The organism is Bacillus sp. 1A (assembly GCF_052682215.1).
The window spans coordinates 371,951-395,084 of record NZ_JBQYLZ010000001.1 but is presented as its reverse complement, the minus strand read 5'-3'; the positions used below and the strand labels follow the sequence as shown (position 1 = coordinate 395,084).

Sequence of the window (23,134 nt, the reverse complement as noted above, 5' to 3'; positions counted from 1 at the left end):
TTTATTATTTTGCAACTTCTGTCCACTTGTAGTTAAATTCACCGCCGAAGTCAGTTGTTACAAGTCCTTTAATGAAAGAGCGTTGTAAGTAAGAACGACCTTGTTGGTATAAAGGAGCGACAGCACCGTCTTGTAATAGAATTTTTTCAGCTTGCTTCATTGCTTCAAAGCGAGCCTTTTCATCGCCAGCTAAATCTGTTTTCACTTTATGAATGAGCGCATCATACTCTTTGTTAGAGTATTTATCGAAGTTATAAGCACTTTCTGTTGTAAATAAATCTAAGAATGTAATTGGGTCAGCGAAGTCAGGGCCCCAGCCATCAATACCGATTTCATAGTCACCACTTAATAGTAGTTTCAGCTGTTGTTTACGTGGTTGTGGTTTTAATGTCACTGTTAATCCATCTAGGTTCTTTTCTAGTTCACCTTTTAAATATTCACCAGTTTTTTTAGCTAAAGCATTATCACTTGTTAATAGTTCGATTGTTACTTTGTCAGTACCAAGTTCTTGTTTCGCTTTTTTCCAGTTTTCTTTCGCTGTTTTCACATCATCTTTGACTAGGTTTCCGTTTTCTTTACGGAAGTCGTTACCTTCTGGGCTCTTTGCGAATTTCGCAGGAACCATTCCTTCAGCTGGAATAGCACCGTTATTTAAAATTGTTTCTACGTATGCTTTTTTATTCATTGCTCCGTTAATAGCAAGGCGTGCATGTTGATTTTTTAATGTTTCATTTTTTTGATTGAGTCGTAAGAATTGAATGCCAACTTCAGCGCGGTCTTTGAAGTTTGGATCGCTCTTATATTTATCAACAAACTCCGCAGTTAAAGCAACGCGATCAATTTGTCCTGAATCGTATAAGTTAACTTCTGTAGATTTATCTTTAACGACATTGAAGTTGATTTCTTCTAATTTTACAGTTTTAGCATCCCAATAGTTAGGATTCTTCTTCAATTGGAAGCTTTGCTCATGTTTCCAGTTATCTAATGTGAAAGCACCGTTGTAAATTAAATGATTTGTTTCTAAACCGTATTTATCGCCTTGAGACTTTAAGTAATCTTCATTAATTGGTAAGAATGTTGAGAATGTCGTTAAGCTTAAGAAGTAGGGAACAGGACGGTCTAGTTGTACTTCTAAAGTTTTGTCATCAACAGCTTTAATACCTAATTGATCAACCGGTAATTGTTTTTGGTTTATTTGTTTCGCATTCTTTATATCGAAGAATAAGAATGCATATTCAGCTGCTGTATCAGGATTTACGGTACGTTGCCAAGCGAAGACGAAGTCCTTTGCTGTAACAGGAGTACCGTTTGACCATTTCGAATCACGCAGGTGGAATGTATATTTTGTTTTATCGGGACTAACGTCAACCGACTCAGCAACACCAGGAATTGGTTTATTATCTTCTCCCATTGCATATAATCCTTCAAAAACATTGCGCATTACGTTCATGGATTCCCCATCCGTTGCTTTTGCAACATCCATTGTTGGAATTTCTGAAGCGAATGATAAGTTAATTGCCTGTTTATCATTTGCTTTCGCTCCGTTTGCATGATCTTTATTTCCCCCGCAAGCAGTTAGTAATAGACTTGCCCCTAAAACAGATGCAACAACAGGTACAACTTTTTTATTCATTGTTCGTTCCTCCCTAAATGTGTTGTTCGTAACGTCATAATGTCCACGTTTTGAAGTGTATCTATAGAAGAAGAGAAAACCTATTATAAATATGTGCATGTAGGTAATCAGGTGTTCTATATGTATATACATGTTGAACTATAATCTATCGTTATATGTTTCAACGTAGTAGACGTTATATTTTGATGGTGAAATATTTCGTTTCTTTGATTATTTAGAATATTAACACTGGAAAGAACTATATGTCAATAATAAAATCGGAGTATTATTTTTTAAAAATAATATATTAAAAAAGCGGATTTTCTCCTATTGAGAAATCCGCTTTTAATACATTTTTCCAATAAAACAATTGGTATGGATAGGAACACTTCAATTCAGGTTGCCTTTTATTTTTTAATTTGTGCCCATTTGAAGTTTAATTGACCTGCAAAGTCTACTTGCACAATTCCTTTCACATAAGAACGTTCTAAATAAGATTCGCCTTTTTGGTAAAGAGGAGCGATAACAGAGTCTTTAAATAATATTTTCTCGGATGCTAGTAATGCTTCCCAGCGAGCCTTTTCATCACCGGCTAAAGTTGTTTTCACTTTTGTTATTGTTTCATCGAACTCCTTATTAGAGTAATGATCTAAGTTGTAAGGGTTATTCGTTGTAAATAGCTCAAGGAATGTAATTGGATCAGCAAAGTCAGGGCTCCAGCCGTCAATTCCAATTTCGTAGTCACCTTTTAATAAAAGTGAAACTTGTTGTTTACGTGGTTGCGGCTTTATATTTACTGTTAATCCATCTAAATTCTTTTCTAGTTGTCCTTTTAAGAACTCACCAGTTTTCTTATCAAGGTCAGCATCACTTGTTAATAATTCTAATGTTATCTTTTCAGAACCAAGCTCTTGTTTAGCTTTTTTCCATAATTCTTGAGCAGATTTTGTATCAACCTTTGTTAAATCGCCGTTTGCAGCACGGAAGTCTGTTCCGTCAGGTCCTTTTGCAAAGTTTTTCGGCACGAGACTAGAGGTTGGTGTAGAGCCGTCATTTAATAACGTATTTACAAAGGATTTTCGATCAATTGTTTGATCGATTGCTTGGCGTGCAGAAACGTTTTGAAGTACTTTGTTTTGTTGATTCATACGTAGAAACTGTACCCCTACGTTTGGCCGTTCTTTAAAGTTAGCATCCTTTTTATATTTATCAACGAAGTCAGATGTTAGTTTGATACGATCTAATTGTTTTGACTCGAATAAATTTACTTCTGTAGATTTTTCTTTTACGACGTTAAAATTGATTTCTTCCAGTTTGACAGTATCTTTATCCCAATAGGTAGGGTTTTTCTTAAATTTAAAGCTTTGCTCATGCTTCCAATCGCTTAGTGTAAAAGCTCCGTTGTACAAAATTGTATTGTCTTCTAACGCATACTTATCACCTTGTGCTTTAAAGAATTCCTCGTTAATTGGTAGAAATGTTGGGAAAGCTGTTAAGCTTATAAAGTACGGAACAGGACGTTCTAATTCCACCTCAAACGTATGGTCATCAATTGCTTTTACACCAAGTTGATCGGCTGGAAGTTCTTTGTTGTTAATTTTTGTTGCATTTTTAATATCAAAGAATAGAAATGCATATTCAGAGGCTGTTGCTGGATCAACAGCTCTTTGCCAAGCGAAGACAAAGTCTTTCGCTGTAACAGGAGTGCCGTTTGACCATTTTGAATCTCGTAAATGGAATGTGTATTTCGTTTTATCGCCACTTACTTCATGAGATTTTGCAACACCAGGGACAGGTTTGTTACCTTCACCAAGATTATACAAACCTTCAAATACGTTTCTCATTACTTGACCAGAATCAGTATCTGTAGCACGAGCTGTATCCATTGTTCGTATTTCAGTAGGTGAAGATAAGTTTAAAATCTGTTTACTAGGCGCCTCGTCTTTTGCATTTGCTCCGCTCGCTTCGTTTTTATAACTACCGCAACCAGTTAATAAAATACTTACTCCTACAACTGATGCAATACCGGGTACAAACTTCTTTTTCATTTGATTTTCCTCCTAAATAATTAAGTTTGGATGATGATGAGGGAAATGAAAAATAAAAAATCCCTCTTTTCGTATTGAGAAAGAGGGATTTTTACGTACAAGTTATGCACCCGTATATAAACGAAGTCCCTCATTCTATCTTTCAAGCACAAAGCTTGCAGGAAGTGGCACAGTATTCAAAATGAACCTGTTGCCGAGGTTTCAAAGGGCCAGTCCCTCCACCTCTCTTGATACAATGAGTAAACGAATAAACTTTATTAATTTTTGTGTTTCTTTGATAATTCAAAATCTTACACCTTGGATAATGAAGTGTCAACCAAATGAAATATAGTTTAAATTTTCAGTTTTCTTTAACAGGAAAAACCACTGCATATGGCAGTGGTTTTTCTATTAGAAGTTAAAGTTATCTGGATCTGGACCAACGCGACGATCTTCATTTAGAGCTTGAATTGCTTTCATGTCATCAGCACTTAATTCAAAATCGAATATATTTGCATTTTCAATAATGCGATGTTCTTTAATAGATTTAGGGATCGTTACAACTTCGTTTTGTAGATCCCAACGTAAAATAATTTGCGCAGTTGATTTATTATATTTTGTTGCAATGTCTTGTAATGTTGGGTTGTCTAGCAGTTGGCCTTGCATTAATGGTGACCAAGCTTCAAGTTGGATATTATGGTCTTTACAGAAAGCGTGTAATTCTTCTTGTGCTAAACGTGGATGGTATTCCACTTGGTTGACCATTGGCTTAATTTCAGCAATTTCAAATACGTCTTGTAAGTGGTGAATATGGAAATTACTCACACCGATAGCGCGAACACGGCCATCTTTATAAAGCTTTTCTAACGCTTTCCATGATTCAGTATATTTCCCTTTTACAGGCCAATGTACTAAATATAAATCTAAATATTCTAGACCTAATTTCTCTAATGTAGTCTCAAATGCTCGAAGTGTCGTTTCATACCCTTGATCGCTATTCCATACTTTTGATGTAATGAATAATTCTTCACGTGAAACACCTGATTCACGGATCGCTTGTCCAACGCCTTCTTCGTTTTGGTAAATTGCGGCAGTATCAATGCTGCGGTAGCCATTTTTAATTGCTGCTTTTACAGATTCAATTACTTCTGAACCATCTTCTACTTTAAAAACACCTAAACCGAACCAAGGCATTTTTACACCGTTATGTAATGTTGTATAGTCTTTTAAACTTGTTAAATTCATATTATTTCCCCCTAGCTTTTTTGTTTGTTGCTTCTACTGCTTTTTGAATTGCCTCTGAAAAATTATATTCATATAAAGCTTTGAGACCCTCAGCTGTGGAACCACCTGGTGTTGTTACTTGTTCGCGGAGGTTAGCTGGATCTTGCGTTTGTTCAAGCATAGAAGCAGAGCCAGAAATCATTTGAATGACAAGGTGTTTGGCAGTTGCTTCATCGACTCCATAACTTTTTGTTGCTTCAATTAAGCTTTCAGCAAAGTAATAAAGGAAAGCTGGTGCACTTCCAGTAACTGCAGTTAGCTGATGAACTTCCTCTTCAGTGCAAAGTTGCGAAGTACCAATGCCTCTTAAAAGCAGTTGCAGGGTTTCTTGATGCATCTCGTTTACTGATCGTCCCGTTGTATATAAGGAGATAGACTTGCCAATTTCAGCAGCTGTGTTTGGCATAATCCAAGCAACAGGTGTTCCCCCGGGAAGTCTTTCTTCTAAATAAGATGGGCCAATGCCAGCGGCTACCGTTACGACAAGTTGATTCGATAGTAACGGAGATAATTCTGCTAATAATTCTTCATGTGCAGAAGGTGGCATTGCTAAAACAATCGTATCAACAGATGTAACATGCTGCTTCCAATCTGTTGCAGTAGACACATTATATCGTGCTTGTAATTGTTCTAGCTTTTCTACGTTGCTTCGGTTAGAAACGATAATTTCTTCGATGTATTCTTTGCTTGTTTTAAGTAATCCGGAAAATATAGCTTCTGCCATACGACCAGCACCAATAAATAGAATTCGATGTTTAGTTAGCATATCCTTTATTCCTTTCTAGTGGAGATATGTTATAAAAAACGATACCATTTTTAAGAGAATTTTGTAAAAAGAAAAGACTTATCGTGAAAAGAATGGAATGGGAGGGAGGAGAGGTGATACAAATAAGGCTATAAAGATTATTATATTTAAAAAATAGTTGTAATAAAAAATCCCTGAAGCATAATTGCTTCAGGGATTAATAGATTATAAGTTTATGCTTTTGTCATACCTAACAATACAGCGCCGCCGATAATTAAAACACTACCTAGTGCAATAAAGATCAATTGACGTTTTGTTTTCTTTTCGCCTAAGAAGACAATCGCACCGAATGTTGAGATAACGATTCCAGTTTGAGATAATGGGAAGCTTGTTGCTACTCCGACACGTGGTAATGAAAGAAGTAAGAATAAGTTTCCAGTTCCCCATAGTAAACCAGATAAAGCATTACGGATTGCATATTTATTAAATGGCTTATGTTTAGATGTCAGTACAACCGCACCAACAAACATACCAACTGCTTGTGGTAAAATAGCAGACCAACCATCGATATTATACCAACGAATAATAATTACATATACAAGGTAGCCGAAAGTAGAAACAATTAAAGTAAGAAGTCCTTTTTTCAATTGTCCTGGTGGCTGTGCATTTTCTTTGTCATCTAGTGATGTGAATACAACACCAACTACAATTAATAGGATTGCAATCGTTCCCAGAACAATCGTCGTTGTAGTAGTCCACTCACGGAAAGCGATAACCCCAAAGATAGAAGTTGCAACAAGTTGCATACCAGTAGAAATCGTTACAGTAGTTGAAACACCTAGTTTTTCAACTGTTTTTAATTGGTTTACTTGTCCTAATGCCCAGAATAAACCTGAAATAAAACCAACAATCAAGACTGTCATTGTTAAAGCTGGTTGAGTAAATACATACATAATTGTTGCGAAGAATAGAGCACCGATTGTCATACCTACCGTTTGGCTATATGCACCACCGCCCATTTTTACGCTTACTAATAAGATGTTTCCCCATGCAATTGCAGGAAGAAGCGCTAATAAAATGTCCATTACAAGACTCCCTTCGGTTTTCTATACCAATATAATTACATATCGTTCTAACGATCGGTAATGCCCCACTAATAGAGTAGAAGATTACCGATTGCTAAAACAGGATGAAGAATTCACGATATAAATGCGTTTTCATTTCTTCATTTTTTGAAACACCTCCATATAATAACAGGAAATTGCCTATTTTAGAAAGTGAATTCAAATAAAATGTATATTTTAATAAAAGGTAAAATTCAGTTATTTCCCGCTAGTATATTTTATTTCCTAAGAAATAAAGAAGCAGCTTCGGCAGAAGCTGCTTTAAGAGTTAGTGATTCTTTTATTAATAAGCTGAATACATAGCAGAAATAGGAGTGACATACTAATAGTGATAACTACTAGTGTCCAAGCGAGTTGCATATTACTTGCATCAATCGCCATATAAATTGCAGTTGGGATTGTCTGTGTTTTACCAGGAATATTTCCGGCAAACATGAGCGTAGCACCAAATTCCCCTAGTGCACGAACAAAGCTTAAAATCATTCCGCTTAGTAAGGCGGGAAATGCAAGCGGAAGTGTGACGTGTAGAAAAACTTGATATTCACTTGCACCAAGATCACGAGCGCTTTCTTCAATTTGTACATTTGCGATAGAAAATCCTGTTTTTGCTGATTGGTACATAAGCGGAAATGCAACAACTGTAGAAGCGATGATCGCAGCAGTAGATGTGAACATAATAGACTGCTGAAACAATGATTCTATCCACATTCCAATGGGACTATTATTTCCGAAAATGATAATGAGAAAAAAACCAATTACAGTTGGTGGAAGTACCATTGGTAATAAGAAAATTGTTTCTAATATAACTTTATATCGCCATGAAGAGCGTGCTAAAGCCCGTCCGATTATCGTTCCTAAAATTGTAACGATGATGGTGGCGCATGCAGCTACTCGTAAAGATAGAAAGATTGGTGACAAAATAGCATCAAAGCTCATGGCAATTATGATAGGACTGTAAATCCATATTTCTTAAAGATAGATTGTGCATCTTTTGACTGCAAATACTCATAAAATGAAGTCGCCTCTTTCTTGTGCTTAGATTCTTTTATAACACCTAAAGGATAGTGAACTGGCTCATGAGAAGTCGCTGCTGCTGTCTCTCCAATCTTTACTTTGTTTGAAATAAGAGCATCTGTTTTGTATACAATGCCAGCATCGACATTACCTGTTTCTACATATGTTAACACTTGGCGAACATCTTTTGTAAATACGATTTTATTTTGAATATCATTCCATAGATTTTCATGTGTGAGAGAAGCCTTTGCATATTTTCCAGCAGGTACTGATTCAGGTGTACCAAGTGCGATTTTCTTAATTTTTTCATCTTTTAAATCTTGAATTTTTGTAAGAGAACTATCTTTTGGGACAACTAGAACGAGTTCATTTCCAAGAAGATTTTTCCCTTCTTTTTCATTAATGAATCCTTTTTTAACAAGAGCTTGGAATTTATCTTCGGCTGCTGAGAAGAATAAATCAGCAGGTGCACCTTGTTCAATTTGTTGTTGAAGTGCACCAGAAGCACCGAAGTTAAAAGAAAGCTTAATATTAGGTTCTGTTTCTTTATATTTTGTTTCAATTTCTTTTAGTGCATCTTGTAAGCTTGCAGCAGCTGATATAGTAAGTTCAACTGTTTTTCCTTCTTTAGCAGTTGATTTCTCTTTCTTATCTCCGCTTGTACATGCAACGCTAAATAAAAGAAGAAAAGAAAGTATAAGTGCTCCGATGGATCGTAATGTAAACTTGTTCATAAAAAAATCCCCTTTCGTTTTGATATATTCAATTATAACTAATTATAACTAATTATAACTAGTTATAATTGAATATAATTTGAACGATGTAGTTGTTTTTAAAATATAGGAGAAAAATTCTTTTCTTTGTTACAATGAAGGAAGAAAGTGAGGAATCGTCTATGGATCATCATTCCTACACAACGGAAGAAGTAGCGAAGCGATTAAAAGTATCAAAATTAACTGTATACGATCTAATTAAAAAAGGAGAACTGCCTTCTTATAGAATCGGTAGACAGATGCGCATTGATGCAACGGATTTAGAACAATATATAAAGCAAATGAAAACAGGGAGAATACAAGGTACGCCTGTAAAGAGCGAAGATAGTAGAGGCTTGGATACATGTATTATTAGCGGACAAGAACTAACGTTAGATATGTTGGCAAAACGTATAGAAAATCGCCTGATAGGTTCAAATATATTAAGGGCATATCAAGGTAGTTTAACGAGTTTAATAAAAATGTATCAAGGAGAAGGAAGTATCGTTAGTCTTCATTTGTTTGATGGAGAAACGGGTACATATAATGTTCCTTACGTAAAACGTATTTTAGTTGGACAACCGTGTACTATGATTAATTTATTAGCAAGGAACGTTGGGTTTTATGTGCAAAAGGAAAATCCGAAAAATATAAAAACATGGGATGATTTATCTCAATCATCTATACGATTTGTAAATCGAGAAAAAGGTTCAGGTATTAGGGTATTAGTGGATGAACAATTGCGAATTCAAAAGTTAAATAAAGAACGTATTAGTGGATATGAATGGGAAGAATCAAATCACCTTGGTGTTGCCACGCAAGTCGCAAATGGAAAAGCTGATGTAGGAGTAGGTTCAGAAAAGGTTTCACAGATTGTAAATGTAGACTTTATTCCAATCATGAAGGAACAGTATGATTTAGTGATTTTGAAGAATAAAGAAAATGAAGAGCTGATTGATGTCGTGAAAGATATTTTGCAATCGGAAGAATTTCATAATGAATTAAAAGCGATTGGCGGATACGATATGACGAAAACAGGTCAAATTATATATGAAACAAACTAAAAAGCTGCTTGTCTATAAGACAAGCAGCTTTTTCTATATATAAAGGGGTTTGGGGAAACAAAGTATTAAACAAGACTTTGAGCAAGTGTATAAATGAAGGCCGTAAGAAGAGTAGCTCCACTTGCAAGTCCGATAAAGTCTGATTTGTTGAAAGTAATGTTGTTCATTATAATCTCTCCTTATTTGTTTAATGTAGTTGCAACAGCTTTTGCATCGACAAGTGCGGATAGCACCATGCCCATTGTATTTAAAAATTTGTTTGATTTCATTTTGTTCATCATGCGTATCCGCTCCTTTTCGAATTGTTGTTGCCCTGCTTTATGTCTTAATTATAGGAAATATGATCGCCTGCAACTATCGAATTAGCTTACGGAAGGCTTACACTTTTGTAAGAAAAAAAGACATTCGCGTAAGAATGTCTTTTAAAGCATATTGATATGATGATGCTCTTCAATTGTTTTTAAAAAGCTACGCATTGAATTCGTCATATAGCTATCTTTACGGCGTATGAAAACCGTTGAAATACTACCATATTTTTCAGGGATTGCATGACAATGTACTTTACCAGCTTTAGAAAGATGGTGGACAGCAGACTGTGGTACGAGTGTAATTCCAAGGCCGAGTGCAACACTGTTTAATATTGTCTCTAATATATTAAATTCCATAATTCTTTTTGGGAGCAAACCTTCATCTTTAAGCCATCGTTCTAGTTTCGAACGGTATCCACATCCTTGATTAAAAACGAGTAGGGGCGTTGTTGTAAATTCTTCTATATAAAAAGCTTTATTTTGTGTTACAAGCATTAATTTCTCTTTACTAACATCGTATTGTTCGATTAGTGGATGTTTAATAGGACCTGATATAAAGGCACCATCTAATTGATGATTAAGTACTTCCCTAATCAATTCTTCTGTTAGACCTGCTTGTAATGATAAATCGACATTCGGATAGCTTTTATAGTAAGAAGATAAAATAGTAGGTAATGTACTTACTGTTTCGACTGTACCGATTTTTAATATACCGGAGGGTGTTTCACTATCTAAAAATACTTGTTTTAGCTCATCAACATCTTGCAAAATTTTATTAACATAAACGAGCATTTTTCTTCCTTCAGCTGTTAAAGTCATGCCTCGTTTATGACGATAAAAGAGCGGTGTTTTCAGTTCATTTTCTAGTTGTTTAATACGCGCGGTGACATTTGATTGTACATAGTTTAATTCCTTTGCTGCGCTACTTACACTGCCTTGTTCGGCAACGCTTTGGAAGATTTGTAAGTCTCTTAATTCCATTTTATGCTCCTCCTTGATGTTAACTATCATTATAAGTGATAGTTAACATCATTTTGAATCATTTTACGTGATATATTTTTTCTTTTACAATTCTCTTTGTGCAAATAGAAAGAAGTGGGGGATTGTGGTGAAAAAAGGTCAAATGATAATAGGGGCTTTAGCGTGTTTAATTGCAAGTATGTCGTGGGGAGCAATGTTTCCGGTTGCTGATCATGCGCTAGAATACATAGATCCATTTTATTTTTCGCTTATTCGCTATGGAGCGGTGGCAATCGTACTGATTGTATTGTTGTTAGCGAAAGAAGGAAAGCAGGCATTTCGTTTAGAGGGAAGAGGAAAGTTACTCGTCTTTTTCGGAACGATGGCGTTTACTGTATATAATGTACTTATATTTTTAGGTCAAATGTTAATGGGAAAATCAGGCGTGATGGTAGCCTCCATTATGGAAGCACTTATGCCGATGATTTCTATTTGTATTCTATGGGGCTATAAGCATGTAAAACCGAAAAAGTATATGATAACGAGTATGATTATCGCTTTTGTAGGAGCTATATTCGTTATTACGAAAGGTGATATGAGTTTCTTTTTAACATTGAAAGATAACGTGTTTTCGCTGGCCTTTATATTTGTTGGGGTTGTAGGATGGGTGATTTATACGATGGGTGGTCAAACGTGTAGCGATTGGTCAACATTACGTTATTCTACGTTGACTTGTGTATTCGGTACGACTGTCACAGGGATTATAACTGTAATCATTACATCGTTTGGATACGTATCGGTTCCGAGTATGGGAACGATTTCTATCGTGAAATATGATTTATTGTTTATGATGACATTACCAGGTATCGTAGCGTTACTTGCTTGGAACTATGGTGTGAAAATTTTATCGTCCATTAATGGGATTTTATTTATTAATTTTGTACCGATTACGACTTTAGTTATTATGATGATGCAAGGATATCGAATAACGATTTTTGATATTATAGGGACTTTACTTGTTATTGCAGCACTTATTCGCAATAACGTTTGTCAGAGAAAAGAAGAAAATATAAACAAGCGAATTTTACAAGAAGAGCAATTACGTCAAGCTGTTTAATAGGCAATTGGAGGATTTCACATGTTAGAAAGTTTATTGTTTTTCTTCGCCGTCGGAGTTGCTTGTGAGCTTGCAGCAATTAACCGAAATGGTCGTAAGAAGATAAAACAACAAGCTGAAATGATACAGCTTTTAAAAGAGTTAAAAGAAAGAAAAATGTAAAAAGACGACCGGGCATAGTGAAGTGACCCCTGTCAAGTAGACAGTCTTTAAAAAGCACAATTAAGCAACCTGAGTTCTATATTTATATGGACTCAGGTTATTTAATTTCTTTTGAAATCTTTGATAATTATAAAAGTACATATATTTGCGCACGGCAACTTTCACCTCATCAGCCTTACGGAAAGAGTATAAATGGAAACACTCTGACTTGAAATGACTAAAGAAGTTTTCTATACAAGCATTGTCCCAACAATTTCCCTTTCGTGACATGCTTGCCTTCATTTGATATTTTTTTAGTAATTGGTTATATTGTCGAGATGTATATTGAAACCCTTGATCACTGTGTAAAAGAATTCCTTTTGCATTTCGTTTTTTTCTTGCCTTTTTCAGGGTATCTAACACAAGCTTCAAGTCGTTTCTACGGCTGATTTCATAGGCGACAATTTCATGATTGTATAGATCTTTAATCGCGGATAAATATAGTCTCTGTCCATTGAAAATTAAGTAAGTAATGTCTGTTACCCATTTCTCATTCGGTTTGGAAGCTTGAAAATCTCTGTTTAGATGGTTATCTGAAATCACATAGGCTTCTTTCTTTCCGTAATAAGGACGTTTTCTCCTAATAACGGATCTGATACCTAATTCCTTCATAAGTCTCTGTACTCGTTTATGATTAATATGAAGATTATAGGTGATTTTCAACCAAACTTGTATTCTTCTGTAGCCATAAATTCCTTTCAGTTTTTTATAGCACGTTACAATCTTTTTCTTGATTTCAGCATCCTCCAATTGTTTTTCAGAAGGTGCTGAATACCGCTTTACCCATTTGTAATATCCACCTCTGGTTACACCAGCAATCTCGCATAACATGATAACCGTGTGCCCTGTGTTTATCATCTCATGGATAATTTCAAATTTTTTCGTTTTGGATACAGCTTCCATTCCTCCTTTTACATCTTTAAGAGCTTTTTTAGCATTTCATTTTCCGCTTCTAATCGTTTTATCTTTGCTTCTGGATCTTCTGGCTTCGTTCTTGGTCTGCCTAAACCGGATCCTTTCGCTTTACCACGTTTTTCTTCTAGCCCTTTGATTCCTTCGGCTTCAAAGTATTTCACCCAACGCCTTACGACCGAGTGATCAATTCCTAATTCCTTGGCAACAGTTTTATAGCCCATTCCTTCTTTTATATATAAATCTACTGCTTTCTTCTTGAATTCCATATCATAAGTTACTCGAATTTTACCCATAGAAAAATCCCCTCCATAGTAAACAGATTAATGTGCTTTCTTTTTTCTGTCTACTATAAGGGGATCATATCATAGACGGTCGTCTTTTTCTATATAAAGGGGAAAGGGGACACAAAGTTATACAAGCGTAGCAGCGTAAATAAAAGCAGTAAGAAGAAGAGAGCTGCTAGCTAATCCTAAAAAATCTAATTTGTTAAAAGTGATGTTATTCATCATGAATTCTCCTTACTTGTTTAATGTAGAAGCAACAGCTTTTGCGTCGATTAGAGCGGAAAATACCATGCCCATTGTGTTTAAGAAATTGTTTGATTTCATTTTGTTCATCATATGAATCCGCTCCTTTTCGAATAGTTGTTGTTTCTTTCTGACTTAATTGTATGAAATATTTGGGGAAGTAACTATCGAATTAGCTTACAAGAAAATTACACTTTTGTAAGAATTGAAATTTAACAATTAATACTTATTTTTATTACCAACTCCTAAAACTTAGTGTTATAATCATTGTAAGAGAATGACTATAATTCGGATGTTCAGAAAGGAACGAAACAAATGTATAAACCAATTACATTTTTGTTAAAATATATATTTAAAACAGCTGGGAAAGTAGAAGTGCAAGGAAGAGAAAAGTTACCAGAAGGCGGCCCATATGTTGTTGCGTGTACACATACAAGTTTTATGGATGTATTAATGTTAGCTACAGGGATGTACCCGACCCAAATTCATTACATGGCAAAAAAAGAGTTATTTGAAGGGAAGTTCAAAAATTGGTTCTTTAAAAATGTGAATGCATTCCCTGTAGATCGTGCGAATCCAGGACCGAGTACACTCAAAATTCCGTCACGCCTATTAAAAGAAGGGAAAGTAGTAGGGATTTTTCCGAGTGGGACACGATCAACAGAAGACGTTTCATTAAAAGCTGGGGCTGTTACGATTGCATTGCGTTCTAATGTCCCGTTAGTACCGGCAGCTTATGTTGGTCCATCAAGTGTAAAAGAATTAATAAAAGGGAAAAAGGCACAATTAATTTTTGGAGATCCAATTCAAATTGATGCGGAAGAACAAATAGATCGAAAGACAGCTATGAAAATGATGACAGATCAATTAAATGAGAAGTTTGATGAGCTAAAGGAAACTTTGCAATCAAATCAAAAGTAAGAAAAGACGACCGGGCATAGACGGTCGTCTTTTCTATTACTATTTATAATAAAGGGGAAAGGGGACACAAAAGTTATACAAGCGTAGCGGCGTAAATAAAAGCAGTAAGAAGAAGAGAGCCACTAGCTAGTCCTAAAAAATCTAATTTGTTAAAAGTGATGTTATTCATCATACATTCTCCTTACTTGTTTAATGTAGAAGCAACAGCTTTAGCATTGATTAGAGCGGAAAATACCATGCCCATTGTATTTAAAAAATTGTTTGATTTCATTTTGTTCATCATATGAATCCGCTCCTTTTCGAATAATTGTTGCCCTGTTTCTGACTTAATTGTATGAAAAAAAGCAGAGAGTAACTATCGAATTAGCTTACAGGAAAATTACACTTTTGTAAGAAAAACGAATGAAGGCGTAATGATGAGAAAGTTTGACATATGTTCATGGAATTCATTAAGTTAAAAGTAGAGGTGAGTGTATGGCTAATATTAAAGATATTGCAAAGATGGCGGGAGTTTCAGTTACGACTGTTTCGAGAGTATTGAATGATCATCCATATGTAAGTGAAGAAAAAAGGAAAGCGGTTATGGAGATAGTTGAGAAGTTGAATTACTCACAAAACGCAAATGCCGTTCATTTATCAAAAGGGAAAACGAATATTGTTGGTGTGATTTTACCGTATATTAATCATCCATGTTTTGATGCGATGGTGGGCGGGATGATGGAGGTGGCGTTAGCTCATAATTACAGAGTGCTACTTTGCCAAACGAATTATAATAAAAAAGAAGAAATGAAAAGTTTACATATGTTAAAAACAAAACAATTGGATGGCCTTATTATTTGTTCTCGTGCGAATGATTGGGAAACGATAGAGCCGTATGCTTCCTATGGGACAATCGTTGCTTGTGAAGATAATGATATTTCAAATATCTCAAGTGTATATACGAACCATTCGGCAGCTTTTCAATTAGGAATGGATTATTTGATTGAGAAAAGTTATAAAAAAATTGGTTATTGTACGGGAAGGAAATTAGGTCCGAGTAGTCAAAAACGTTTTGATGTTTATAAACAGCAATTGCAATCTATAGATGAAGAAGTGAATGAAGAATGGATTTTTACAGAATGTTTTACATTAGAAGATGGTGTGAAAGTGGCTCATAAATTAAAGGGGATGCAGCATCTTCCCGAAGCATTAATAGTAGCAGGAGATGAAGTTGCGATTGGGGTTATGACAGAAGCTGAAAAATTAGGTATTCAAGTTCCTGAGGATTTAGCGATTATTGGCTTTGATAATCAACCTATTTCGCAAGTGTTACAACTTACAACCATTGATCAAAATTTAAAGGAAATAGGTAAAAAGGCCTTTGAAATGTTTTACAGGCAAATACGTGATGAAAGTTCTAAACAAGAAAAGGTGGAAATTCCATATGAACTTGTGGAACGCTCTACCGTTTAGTTTTAATCCGTTATGTGTAAGTTGCATAACGGATTATTTTTTTGAAATATCTTTGACAGGAAACGCGTTTCATACTTTATAAAGGAGTTACACCGGTCTGTAATAATCCATGGATTCTTTTCAAGAATAGTATTTGGAGGGTAACTAACTGTTACGATTTATTTAACCAATTATAACGAAAGTTAATTAAATATATCAGTAAGCCCTGCTAGTCAAGTGATTGGCTAGTAGTGAGGGTTAACTGCGGGCAATCCCTAAAGCTGATTGAACTACAACGTGTCTAGAAATGGTGAGCGTGAATGTTGCGAAAGCAGAAAAAATCAATCAGATGGTGCATGGTTAAATCCTAAACACTAGAGCAATGGGTCTTCCGCCTCGAATCATCTAAGTCAAAATGGATAAGATGAACGTTCAACGACTATCTCGTATAACTGACGAGAGTACACCACAAGCCTATGGTGGTGGAAAAATCCTCTATCTCTAAAGAGATAAACATATAGTCTGCGCTCATGTGAAAACATGAGAAGTTCATAAGAGAACTGGCTAAGGAATTGCGCCCTTAGTTGAACAAGATACATTTAATTAAATCTATCAAACTTCATTGAAAATACCGAACGTACGTGCTATCTTTGGTTCAATGGGGTGAGAATAATAATGAAATTTTCACGAGTTAGTCAAGTATCAGAATTAACAGGTTTGCATCCGAGTAGTCTCAGGAGAATGCTGGTGGAACACGCTACGATTCAGAAGAACAAATCTTTCATTAAAGGAGTTACATTCTGATGATATTAGCGAAGAAAGTCAGACTGATTCCAACGCCTGAACAAGAACAAGTGCTTAGAAACCATGCCGGTGCTGCAAGATTCGCTTATAACTATTGTAAAAGAATGAGTGATAGATATTATAAGCTATTTGGAAAATCTGTTTCACAGTTAGCTTTACAGAAACGATTTACAAAGATCAAGAAGCGAAAGAAATATGAGTGGTTAAAAGACATCAACGCACAAGTTCCCAAACAGGCTTCAAAAGATTTTGATACGGCGAGGAAACATTCGTTCAAAAAGTACAAAAATGGTTATCACACTTCTTATAAATCCAAAAAAGATTTAATCCAAGGATTTTATGCCAATTATGAAAGACTGATTATAGGAAAGAAAGTAGTTCATATTCAGTCCATTGGAGAAGTGAAAACAAGCCAACAACTACCAAGAAACAAAAAAACCATCCAATCCAAGAGTTACATTTGATGGTCGTCACTGGTGGATGAGTGTAGGGTTCCAAGAAGACTTTGAATCACAAGAACTAACCGATGAGTCGATTGGTGTGGATGTTGGTTTAAAAGAGCTGTTTGTAGCTTCTAATGGTATGAAAGAACGAAATATAAACAAAGATGCTAAGGTTAAAAAACTTTTGAAAAGGAAAAAGTCAGCGCAAAGAGATATGTCTAGGAGATTAAAAAAGGTGTAAAAATTCAATCTGCCGGATATGAAAAAGCTAAAACTGAGCACCTGCGGTTATCTAGGAAAATTACGAATATCCGAAATAACCATATCCATCAAGCAACAGCTAAATTGGTGAAAACCAAACCAATGAGGATTGTTGTGGAAGACTTATCTATCTCAAACCTGTTAAAAAACAAAAAACTATCGAAAGCATTTTCATTTCAAAAATTAAACTTCTTCTTTCAATGTTTATCATACAAGTGTGAGAAGTACGGCATTGCGTATGTAAAAGCTGATAAATGGTTCGCCTCAAGTAAGATTTGCTCATGTTGCGGAGTTAAATACGACCATTCAGTTCAATCAGAAGGACAGTGGAGTTTAAAAATACGTGAGTGGCGTTGTGTTGCATGCAATAGCCATCATGATAGGGATGTAAATGCGTCGATAAATTTATCAAGATGGGTAAAATAAATGCTTGATAATAGGAGGTAACGATACTGCCTCGTGTGGAGTGTTATACCCCTCGTCCCTTCGGGGTTGCGAGAACACTTTGAAGCACTAACTTGTGTAAATTTGATTGAATTATATAGATTTAGTTAAGTTTATCGTATCGGATATGCATGAATGAGCTTTTATTGAGCGTAAAAAAGTATATAGAAGATGATGAAAAGATTTTGGCTTTTGTCGTAGGGATATTTGAGAAGGATAATTTTACGCTATCGTATCAACAAGGGATTTTTGCTGCTACTACTAGACGTCTTCTCTTTTATGGGAAATTTCCATACTATCCTGCAACATTTAAAGATTATTCATATTTGCATATAGATAGCATAGATTTTCGTCCGCATTTCGAATGTACTTGTAATCATGAAACCATTCGAGCTAAGTATATTCAGAAGGGGAATGTGGAGCGATTTGTCCGTACAGTTAGAGCGAATATGAATAATTAATCACCCCTTTGTTTAAACATAATATCCCGATCTTTAAGAGTAAAAATGCGCAATAAAAACAACTTCTAAACCTCTAGGAGATAGTGATACAATGTCAAATGGGGGGAGGTATGAACTATGGTTAATCAACGTATAAAGGAAATAACACTAATTACAATTGGTTCATTATTATTCGCAATTGGTATTAATTACTTTGCAATTCCAAACCGTTTATCAGAGGGTGGAATTATTGGTTTAACGGTTGTTACGTACTATTTATTTGATTGGTCGCCGGGGATTGTAAACTTTGCTATAAATGCAATTTTACTAGCTATTGGTTATAAATTTTTTGATAAGAAAACGATGGTTTATACAATTTTAGGGATTGTAGAAACATCCTTGTTTTTATATGTTACGGAACATATTGAGTATCATGTAAATAGTGATACGTTATTAGCGGCTCTATTCGCTGGCTTATTTGTCGGTGTCGGATTAGGCTGTATGTTCAAAGCTGGAGGTACATCAGGAGGATCGGCAATTTTAGCTCGGTTAGCCAATCAATATTTAGGGTGGAGCGTTGGTAAAGGCGTACTTATTATTGATATTGTGGTAATTGCTGGTTCTGTATTTATAATAGGGCAAGAAAAAGCAATGTACACACTTGTTGCAGTATTCATCGGAGCAAAAGTGATTGATTTCATTGTAGAAGGAATGGATACAAAAACAGCTGTTACAATCATTTCAAATCAACCGGATTTAATCCGTGAAACTATTACGAAAAACATGACACGCGGTGTCACTGTATTAGAAGGACGCGGCGGATATACTGGTAAAAATAAAGAAGTGTTATATGTTGTTATAAATAAACAAGAGCTTGTTAAGTTAAAGCAGGTTATTAGTCGAGTAGATGAAGATGCTTTCGTTGTTATTCATGATGTACGTGATGTACTTGGCGGTGGCTTTAAAGCGAGCTAAAAGGTGAACGAGTAAATTCGTTCACCTTTTTTAATTCTTACAAAAATGTAAGTGTAATGTAATGAGATTCAATAGTAGATTTTATTCCTTCTTTTTAAAATGGATGTATATATATCATGCAGAGGAGGAAGATTGATTATGAAGAAAAAAATGATCGCTACTATAATAGCGATGATAGTGATAGTAGTAATGTTACTTCCTACGAAACTTGGACCAGTTATCGATAAATATAATCCACTTTATAAGACGAAAGAATACTATACGGTCGTGAATACAATTGGTCAGCATATTGGTGATGAGTGGTATGAATATGAATTTATTGCATTTGACGAACGTGGAAGAGAACAAAAAATAAAGAAGACTGTTAAGCATATGTTAAAGAGAGATGAAGCGTTAAAGGTGTATGCAAAAGGACGCTACGGAGAGGCGATTGAAGAAATTGAAGCTGTAAATATTCCTATTAATGCGAAGAGTAAACTTTTAACGATGAGATAGCAGATTATACCCCCACCTATTTTTTGTCGAAAATAAAAATACTAGGTAGGGGTATTTTAAGGTTCATAAAAGAACCTTAGTCTATATGGACTAAGGCTCTTTTTATTATATAAAGGGGAAGGGGGGTACATAGTAGTAGCATGAGTGAAAGGTATAAGAAGAGTAGCTACTAGCAATGTAATTTGGTTATGTGAGTGTTCTTCTTATTTGGCTTGCTTTCTAACTTTATTGTACGAGATGTAGGTAAGAGAAACTATCGAATTACATTACACATAGCTTACAAACATGTAAGTCTTCTGTAATGTAATTCGATGGTTAAAAGATAGTTAATTTCATATAGTGTAATTAGAAAGTCTCACTGTATTACTTTCTGTTTGTAATATTAATGAAGAATGAAAAACCAACTACTTTTTAATAGCCCTCATCTGTATTTAGATGAGGCTCTTTTTATAAACCTTACAACATTGTAAGGTTTACGTAAGTTAATTCGATAGTAAATTTGTCATATTTTTTGCATAATAGATACAAATAGATAAAATAATTAGGGATATAGTAAGAAGGGAGAAAACTGGGATGCGTAAAGAAGAAGTAGTGAAGTTTCCAATTAAAGATTTCTGTAGCTACTTTACTGTTGCCGTAGTATGTATTGGATTATTTGATATCATAACAAACTTAATTGTTAAATAATATAGATGATAAAACAAGAAGGGAGATCCTTTCTTGTTTTTTTTATGGGGGAATAAAGATGAAATGGATTGATAGTCATATACATGTTGACCAATATAAGGATGAAGAAAAAAGTAGATTACTTAAAGATGTGGAACATAGTAAAGAGATACAGGGGCTTATCGCGGTATCTATGAATTATCAATCATGTAAAGAAACTTTATCTTTAGCAAAGCGATATCCTTTTGTACATCCAGCGATAGGTTTTCATCCGGAGCAACCGATTCATAAAGAAGAATGTGAGCAAATTTATAAATTAATTGAAGAGCATGTAGAAGACATAGTTGCGATTGGTGAAGTAGGCTTACCGTATTATTTAAGAAAAGAAGATAAGCGTATTACTATCAATTCATATATATCAGTGTTACAACGATTTGTTGAACTAGCTAGTAAATATGATTTACCCATTATATTGCATGCAGTGTATGAAGATGCTGATATTGTATGTGATTTACTAGAGAAATATAAAGTTTCACGTGCACACTTTCATTGGTTTAAAGGAAGTGAAACAACAATGAAACGGATGATGAGGAACGGTTATTATATTTCTATCACACCAGATGTTTTACATAAGGACAAAATTAGAAAAATTGTTTCGTATTATCCACTTGAATATATGATGGTAGAAACAGATGGACCGTGGGAATTTCATGAGGATGTTATGACGCATCCGAGAATGATTCGAGAGGTATTAAAGGAAATTAGTGTTATAAAAAACGTATCTGTTGATAAGGTTGCGAAAACGATATATGAAAATACGATTCAATTTTACCCCGCATTAACGAGCAGTAAGACTCCCACCTCAAAATTCGACTAATGCGGAGGAGTTAGGTGGGAGATCAACTGCCCGTAAAAGCCCGATTGGTTCAACTAATAATCAGTGGGGGATGGACAAAACCCCCACTGATTAAAGTTTCACTTTATTTGAAAGGATAGGAGAGTTACTCTTATCCTTTTTATTATGGATATTTTTTCTAATATTTTCTATAATTTATGATGTGTTTAATTTGATGAAGGAAGTAGGGGAGAAAATGGGGAAAGCATATAAAAAAATAGCTATTACAATTATGGTTGGTGCACTTTCACTTGCAGCGTTTGGTTGTGAAACAGAAAAAAAGACTATAAATTCAAACGCAACACAAGAAAATAAAGAAGTACAAATTGATCCAGTAGTTGAAAAACAGATGAAAGAAAATGAGAAAGACGGGAATTTGGTTGGAAACATCTCTAACCAAGGGAAGATGGCAGAGAGTAAAGGTTGGATTTACTATTCTGTAGATGGTGATAAAAATACAGGAGGCATTTATCGTACGAAAGATCAATTTCAGACTTCGGAACGTGTAGTGGAAGGTGTAAATGCTTCTTACATAAATATAAAAAACAAAGCTTTATATTTTATTCATACGGATGAAGATAAGAATGCGGGATTATCTTCTTTAATGAAGTATGATATATCTAATAAAAAGTTAGATACGTTAAAAGCAGATACAAATTATGTTTATATAAAAGATCAAACTTTATTTTATCCGAAAAAATATTCTGAGCATGGTGGTTTTGATATTGTAGGGATTGTAAAAATGGATTTAAAAACGGGACAGGAAGAAGAAGCGGCATTTAAAAATTCTGGTTGGTCTCGAACGATAGATGATAGTATTCTACATTGGAATAAAAATCGTGGAACACAAGTGACAAAAGATAATAAAACTTGGTCAAAAGAAAATTATGCAACAATATCTAGTGCTACGTATAATAATGAAGAATTATATGCTGTTGTCGACTTTTCGTTACCTTTTGAAACAAATGAAGCTGAGCATGGCATATATGAAATAGACGTTCAACAAAATAATGAAAAGTTATTGGTAAAGGATGCCTTGCAGATGAATGTGAAAGGGGATACTTTTTATTATATAAAAAAGGATGGAGTATATAAGAAGAAAATGAATGGTGGAAATGAAAAGTTAATTTATAATAAAGCGGTTGAACCAACTAAATCTTATTTATATTTTGTAGCAGGAGATATGTATCTTTATACGGTTAATGGAACAATTTTAAATCTAGATACAAAGAAATCAAATGAAGAAAAAGATAAGAAATTAGCAGATGATGTTATGTTACAGAAAGTATGGAATGCACAGAAGGAACTTACTAATGTTCAAATGGCTGCACTAACAGGAAACCCGAAACGAGTAGGGGATTTTTCATACGGGGAATTAGTGAACCCTATTTATAATAAGAAAGATAATTTAGAGACTACGCTATCTACGTACTTCTCAAAATCATTTATAGCAGAGTATATGAAGAGTAAGTATATTAAAGAGTTAAATGGAAAAATGCACTATGCTATTGGAGACCCAGGATCAAAAGCAGCAACTAAATTCACAAAAATTATTTCTGCCGAGTTAAAGGATGGGAAAATAAAAGCGCAGGTAGAAACGTATAATGATTATGATAATATAACGGAAAAAGTAGAAGTTGAATTGATTTATGAGAATAATCAATGGGTTATTAATAACATGCCACGTTTTGGTTTAAGCTAAAAAAACC

The 23,134-nt window shown here is 34.7% G+C and carries 24 protein-coding genes, 1 pseudogene and 1 riboswitch; of the genes and pseudogenes, 12 read left to right on the top strand and 13 right to left on the bottom strand.

Annotated elements, in window-relative coordinates; translation table 11 throughout:
* Positions 1–4: 4 nt before the first annotated feature.
* From ACUN0F_RS02080 to modA, 7 genes are all read right to left on the bottom strand, one after another.
* Entirely contained in the window at positions 5–1,633 is a 1,629-nt protein-coding gene (locus ACUN0F_RS02080; protein WP_445539086.1) for a peptide ABC transporter substrate-binding protein, read from the bottom strand.
* 386 nt (positions 1,634–2,019) lie between these two features.
* Positions 2,020–3,660: a peptide ABC transporter substrate-binding protein gene (locus ACUN0F_RS02075; protein ID WP_445539085.1), complete on the bottom strand. Its 1,641-nt coding sequence runs from the start codon at positions 3,658–3,660 to the stop codon at positions 2,020–2,022.
* Between the two features lie 132 nt (positions 3,661–3,792).
* Positions 3,793–3,897, bottom strand: a riboswitch (SAM riboswitch).
* 153 nt (positions 3,898–4,050) lie between these two features.
* Positions 4,051–4,884, bottom strand: coding sequence for an aldo/keto reductase (locus ACUN0F_RS02070; protein ID WP_001054820.1), 834 nt, complete (start codon positions 4,882–4,884; stop codon positions 4,051–4,053).
* A 1-nt stretch (position 4,885) separates the two neighbouring features.
* Positions 4,886–5,689: a pyrroline-5-carboxylate reductase gene (gene proC, locus ACUN0F_RS02065; protein WP_445539084.1), complete on the bottom strand. Its 804-nt coding sequence runs from the start codon at positions 5,687–5,689 to the stop codon at positions 4,886–4,888.
* A gap of 212 nt (positions 5,690–5,901) precedes the next feature.
* On the bottom strand, positions 5,902–6,753 hold the full coding sequence (locus ACUN0F_RS02060; protein ID WP_000353549.1) for a GRP family sugar transporter: 852 nt from the start codon (positions 6,751–6,753) through the stop codon (positions 5,902–5,904).
* A gap of 300 nt (positions 6,754–7,053) precedes the next feature.
* A complete protein-coding gene (gene modB, locus ACUN0F_RS02055; RefSeq protein ID WP_002070208.1) occupies positions 7,054–7,728 on the bottom strand; it encodes a molybdate ABC transporter permease subunit in 675 nt (224 codons plus the stop codon).
* A gap of 5 nt (positions 7,729–7,733) precedes the next feature.
* The gene (gene modA, locus ACUN0F_RS02050; protein ID WP_445539083.1) at positions 7,734–8,540 is read right to left on the bottom strand and encodes a molybdate ABC transporter substrate-binding protein; all 807 of its coding nucleotides are present in this window, start codon (positions 8,538–8,540) and stop codon (positions 7,734–7,736) included.
* A gap of 134 nt (positions 8,541–8,674) precedes the next feature.
* Here modA and ACUN0F_RS02045 point away from each other — a divergent pair, with 134 nt between their 5' ends.
* Positions 8,675–9,622 carry a substrate-binding domain-containing protein gene (locus ACUN0F_RS02045; protein ID WP_445540794.1) on the top strand — a complete coding sequence of 316 codons (948 nt, stop codon included), beginning with the start codon at positions 8,675–8,677 and terminating at the stop codon, positions 9,620–9,622.
* Positions 9,623–9,687: 65 nt separating this feature from the next.
* Here ACUN0F_RS02045 and ACUN0F_RS02040 read toward each other — a convergent pair whose 3' ends face one another.
* Positions 9,688–9,789 carry a DUF3948 family protein gene (locus ACUN0F_RS02040; protein ID WP_001060020.1) on the bottom strand — a complete coding sequence of 34 codons (102 nt, stop codon included), beginning with the start codon at positions 9,787–9,789 and terminating at the stop codon, positions 9,688–9,690.
* 255 nt (positions 9,790–10,044) lie between these two features.
* A complete protein-coding gene (locus ACUN0F_RS02035; protein ID WP_445539082.1) occupies positions 10,045–10,911 on the bottom strand; it encodes a LysR family transcriptional regulator in 867 nt (288 codons plus the stop codon).
* Positions 10,912–11,038: 127 nt separating this feature from the next.
* Here ACUN0F_RS02035 and ACUN0F_RS02030 point away from each other — a divergent pair, with 127 nt between their 5' ends.
* Both ACUN0F_RS02030 and ACUN0F_RS02025 read left to right on the top strand, forming a co-directional pair.
* Positions 11,039–12,007: a DMT family transporter gene (locus ACUN0F_RS02030; RefSeq protein ID WP_046956649.1), complete on the top strand. Its 969-nt coding sequence runs from the start codon at positions 11,039–11,041 to the stop codon at positions 12,005–12,007.
* 21 nt (positions 12,008–12,028) lie between these two features.
* A complete protein-coding gene (locus tag ACUN0F_RS02025; protein WP_000894068.1) occupies positions 12,029–12,169 on the top strand; it encodes a YrzO family protein in 141 nt (46 codons plus the stop codon).
* A 60-nt stretch (positions 12,170–12,229) separates the two neighbouring features.
* Here ACUN0F_RS02025 and ACUN0F_RS02020 read toward each other — a convergent pair whose 3' ends face one another.
* The 3 genes from ACUN0F_RS02020 to ACUN0F_RS02010 form a co-directional block, all read right to left on the bottom strand.
* Positions 12,230–13,111 (bottom strand): IS3 family transposase, encoded by an 882-nt coding sequence (locus tag ACUN0F_RS02020; protein ID WP_445539081.1) that lies wholly within the window; start codon positions 13,109–13,111, stop codon positions 12,230–12,232.
* 8 nt (positions 13,112–13,119) lie between these two features.
* Positions 13,120–13,416, bottom strand: a complete 297-nt coding sequence (locus ACUN0F_RS02015; RefSeq protein WP_445539080.1) for a transposase — start codon at positions 13,414–13,416, stop codon at positions 13,120–13,122.
* Between the two features lie 117 nt (positions 13,417–13,533).
* On the bottom strand, positions 13,534–13,629 hold the full coding sequence (locus ACUN0F_RS02010; protein WP_001060011.1) for a DUF3948 family protein: 96 nt from the start codon (positions 13,627–13,629) through the stop codon (positions 13,534–13,536).
* Between the two features lie 336 nt (positions 13,630–13,965).
* Between ACUN0F_RS02010 and ACUN0F_RS02005 the strand changes: the two genes are divergently transcribed.
* Complete coding sequence (locus ACUN0F_RS02005) at positions 13,966–14,571, top strand: lysophospholipid acyltransferase family protein (protein ID WP_000277788.1); 606 nt, start codon at positions 13,966–13,968, stop codon at positions 14,569–14,571.
* A gap of 73 nt (positions 14,572–14,644) precedes the next feature.
* Here ACUN0F_RS02005 and ACUN0F_RS02000 read toward each other — a convergent pair whose 3' ends face one another.
* Positions 14,645–14,740 (bottom strand): DUF3948 family protein, encoded by a 96-nt coding sequence (locus ACUN0F_RS02000; protein WP_001060007.1) that lies wholly within the window; start codon positions 14,738–14,740, stop codon positions 14,645–14,647.
* 305 nt (positions 14,741–15,045) lie between these two features.
* Here ACUN0F_RS02000 and ACUN0F_RS01995 point away from each other — a divergent pair, with 305 nt between their 5' ends.
* From ACUN0F_RS01995 to ACUN0F_RS01960, 8 genes and pseudogenes are all read left to right on the top strand, one after another.
* On the top strand, positions 15,046–16,023 hold the full coding sequence (locus ACUN0F_RS01995; RefSeq protein ID WP_001273921.1) for a LacI family DNA-binding transcriptional regulator: 978 nt from the start codon (positions 15,046–15,048) through the stop codon (positions 16,021–16,023).
* Between the two features lie 654 nt (positions 16,024–16,677).
* Positions 16,678–16,806, top strand: a complete 129-nt coding sequence (locus ACUN0F_RS01990) for a hypothetical protein (protein WP_000672785.1) — start codon at positions 16,678–16,680, stop codon at positions 16,804–16,806.
* A pseudogene (locus ACUN0F_RS01985) lies at positions 16,806–17,936 on the top strand (RNA-guided endonuclease InsQ/TnpB family protein). The gene ACUN0F_RS01990 and the pseudogene ACUN0F_RS01985 overlap by 1 nt, the downstream one beginning before the upstream one ends.
* Before the next feature lie 149 nt (positions 17,937–18,085).
* The gene (locus ACUN0F_RS01980; RefSeq protein WP_445539079.1) at positions 18,086–18,415 is read left to right on the top strand and encodes a PH domain-containing protein; all 330 of its coding nucleotides are present in this window, start codon (positions 18,086–18,088) and stop codon (positions 18,413–18,415) included.
* Between the two features lie 117 nt (positions 18,416–18,532).
* On the top strand, positions 18,533–19,369 hold the full coding sequence (locus ACUN0F_RS01975; RefSeq protein WP_000248044.1) for a YitT family protein: 837 nt from the start codon (positions 18,533–18,535) through the stop codon (positions 19,367–19,369).
* 138 nt (positions 19,370–19,507) lie between these two features.
* A complete protein-coding gene (locus ACUN0F_RS01970; protein WP_000728373.1) occupies positions 19,508–19,864 on the top strand; it encodes a YxeA family protein in 357 nt (118 codons plus the stop codon).
* A gap of 745 nt (positions 19,865–20,609) precedes the next feature.
* Positions 20,610–21,407 (top strand): TatD family hydrolase, encoded by a 798-nt coding sequence (locus ACUN0F_RS01965; protein WP_445539078.1) that lies wholly within the window; start codon positions 20,610–20,612, stop codon positions 21,405–21,407.
* A gap of 214 nt (positions 21,408–21,621) precedes the next feature.
* A complete protein-coding gene (locus ACUN0F_RS01960) occupies positions 21,622–23,127 on the top strand; it encodes a DL-endopeptidase inhibitor IseA family protein (protein WP_445539077.1) in 1,506 nt (501 codons plus the stop codon).
* Positions 23,128–23,134: the final 7 nt, after the last annotated feature.

What these genes read in the sequence shown, in the direction of transcription:
- ACUN0F_RS02080 (WP_445539086.1), bottom strand. Translation starts at nt 1,633, where the DNA reads ATGAATAAAAAAGTTGTACCTGTTGTTGCATCTGTTTTAGGGGCAAGT.
- ACUN0F_RS02075 (WP_445539085.1), bottom strand. Translation starts at nt 3,660, where the DNA reads ATGAAAAAGAAGTTTGTACCCGGTATTGCATCAGTTGTAGGAGTAAGT.
- ACUN0F_RS02070 (WP_001054820.1), bottom strand. Translation starts at nt 4,884, where the DNA reads ATGAATTTAACAAGTTTAAAAGACTATACAACATTACATAACGGTGTA.
- proC (WP_445539084.1), bottom strand. Translation starts at nt 5,689, where the DNA reads ATGCTAACTAAACATCGAATTCTATTTATTGGTGCTGGTCGTATGGCA.
- ACUN0F_RS02060 (WP_000353549.1), bottom strand. Translation starts at nt 6,753, where the DNA reads ATGGACATTTTATTAGCGCTTCTTCCTGCAATTGCATGGGGAAACATC.
- modB (WP_002070208.1), bottom strand. Translation starts at nt 7,728, where the DNA reads ATGAGCTTTGATGCTATTTTGTCACCAATCTTTCTATCTTTACGAGTA.
- modA (WP_445539083.1), bottom strand. Translation starts at nt 8,540, where the DNA reads ATGAACAAGTTTACATTACGATCCATCGGAGCACTTATACTTTCTTTT.
- ACUN0F_RS02045 (WP_445540794.1), top strand. Translation starts at nt 8,675, where the DNA reads ATGAAGGAAGAAAGTGAGGAATCGTCTATGGATCATCATTCCTACACA.
- ACUN0F_RS02040 (WP_001060020.1), bottom strand. Translation starts at nt 9,789, where the DNA reads ATGAACAACATTACTTTCAACAAATCAGACTTTATCGGACTTGCAAGT.
- ACUN0F_RS02035 (WP_445539082.1), bottom strand. Translation starts at nt 10,911, where the DNA reads ATGGAATTAAGAGACTTACAAATCTTCCAAAGCGTTGCCGAACAAGGC.
- ACUN0F_RS02025 (WP_000894068.1), top strand. Translation starts at nt 12,029, where the DNA reads ATGTTAGAAAGTTTATTGTTTTTCTTCGCCGTCGGAGTTGCTTGTGAG.
- ACUN0F_RS02020 (WP_445539081.1), bottom strand. Translation starts at nt 13,111, where the DNA reads ATGGAAGCTGTATCCAAAACGAAAAAATTTGAAATTATCCATGAGATG.
- ACUN0F_RS02015 (WP_445539080.1), bottom strand. Translation starts at nt 13,416, where the DNA reads ATGGGTAAAATTCGAGTAACTTATGATATGGAATTCAAGAAGAAAGCA.
- ACUN0F_RS02010 (WP_001060011.1), bottom strand. Translation starts at nt 13,629, where the DNA reads ATGAATAACATCACTTTTAACAAATTAGATTTTTTAGGATTAGCTAGC.
- ACUN0F_RS02005 (WP_000277788.1), top strand. Translation starts at nt 13,966, where the DNA reads ATGTATAAACCAATTACATTTTTGTTAAAATATATATTTAAAACAGCT.
- ACUN0F_RS02000 (WP_001060007.1), bottom strand. Translation starts at nt 14,740, where the DNA reads ATGAATAACATCACTTTTAACAAATTAGATTTTTTAGGACTAGCTAGT.
- ACUN0F_RS01995 (WP_001273921.1), top strand. Translation starts at nt 15,046, where the DNA reads ATGGCTAATATTAAAGATATTGCAAAGATGGCGGGAGTTTCAGTTACG.
- ACUN0F_RS01990 (WP_000672785.1), top strand. Translation starts at nt 16,678, where the DNA reads ATGAAATTTTCACGAGTTAGTCAAGTATCAGAATTAACAGGTTTGCAT.
- ACUN0F_RS01980 (WP_445539079.1), top strand. Translation starts at nt 18,086, where the DNA reads ATGAATGAGCTTTTATTGAGCGTAAAAAAGTATATAGAAGATGATGAA.
- ACUN0F_RS01975 (WP_000248044.1), top strand. Translation starts at nt 18,533, where the DNA reads ATGGTTAATCAACGTATAAAGGAAATAACACTAATTACAATTGGTTCA.
- ACUN0F_RS01970 (WP_000728373.1), top strand. Translation starts at nt 19,508, where the DNA reads ATGAAGAAAAAAATGATCGCTACTATAATAGCGATGATAGTGATAGTA.
- ACUN0F_RS01965 (WP_445539078.1), top strand. Translation starts at nt 20,610, where the DNA reads ATGAAATGGATTGATAGTCATATACATGTTGACCAATATAAGGATGAA.
- ACUN0F_RS01960 (WP_445539077.1), top strand. Translation starts at nt 21,622, where the DNA reads ATGGGGAAAGCATATAAAAAAATAGCTATTACAATTATGGTTGGTGCA.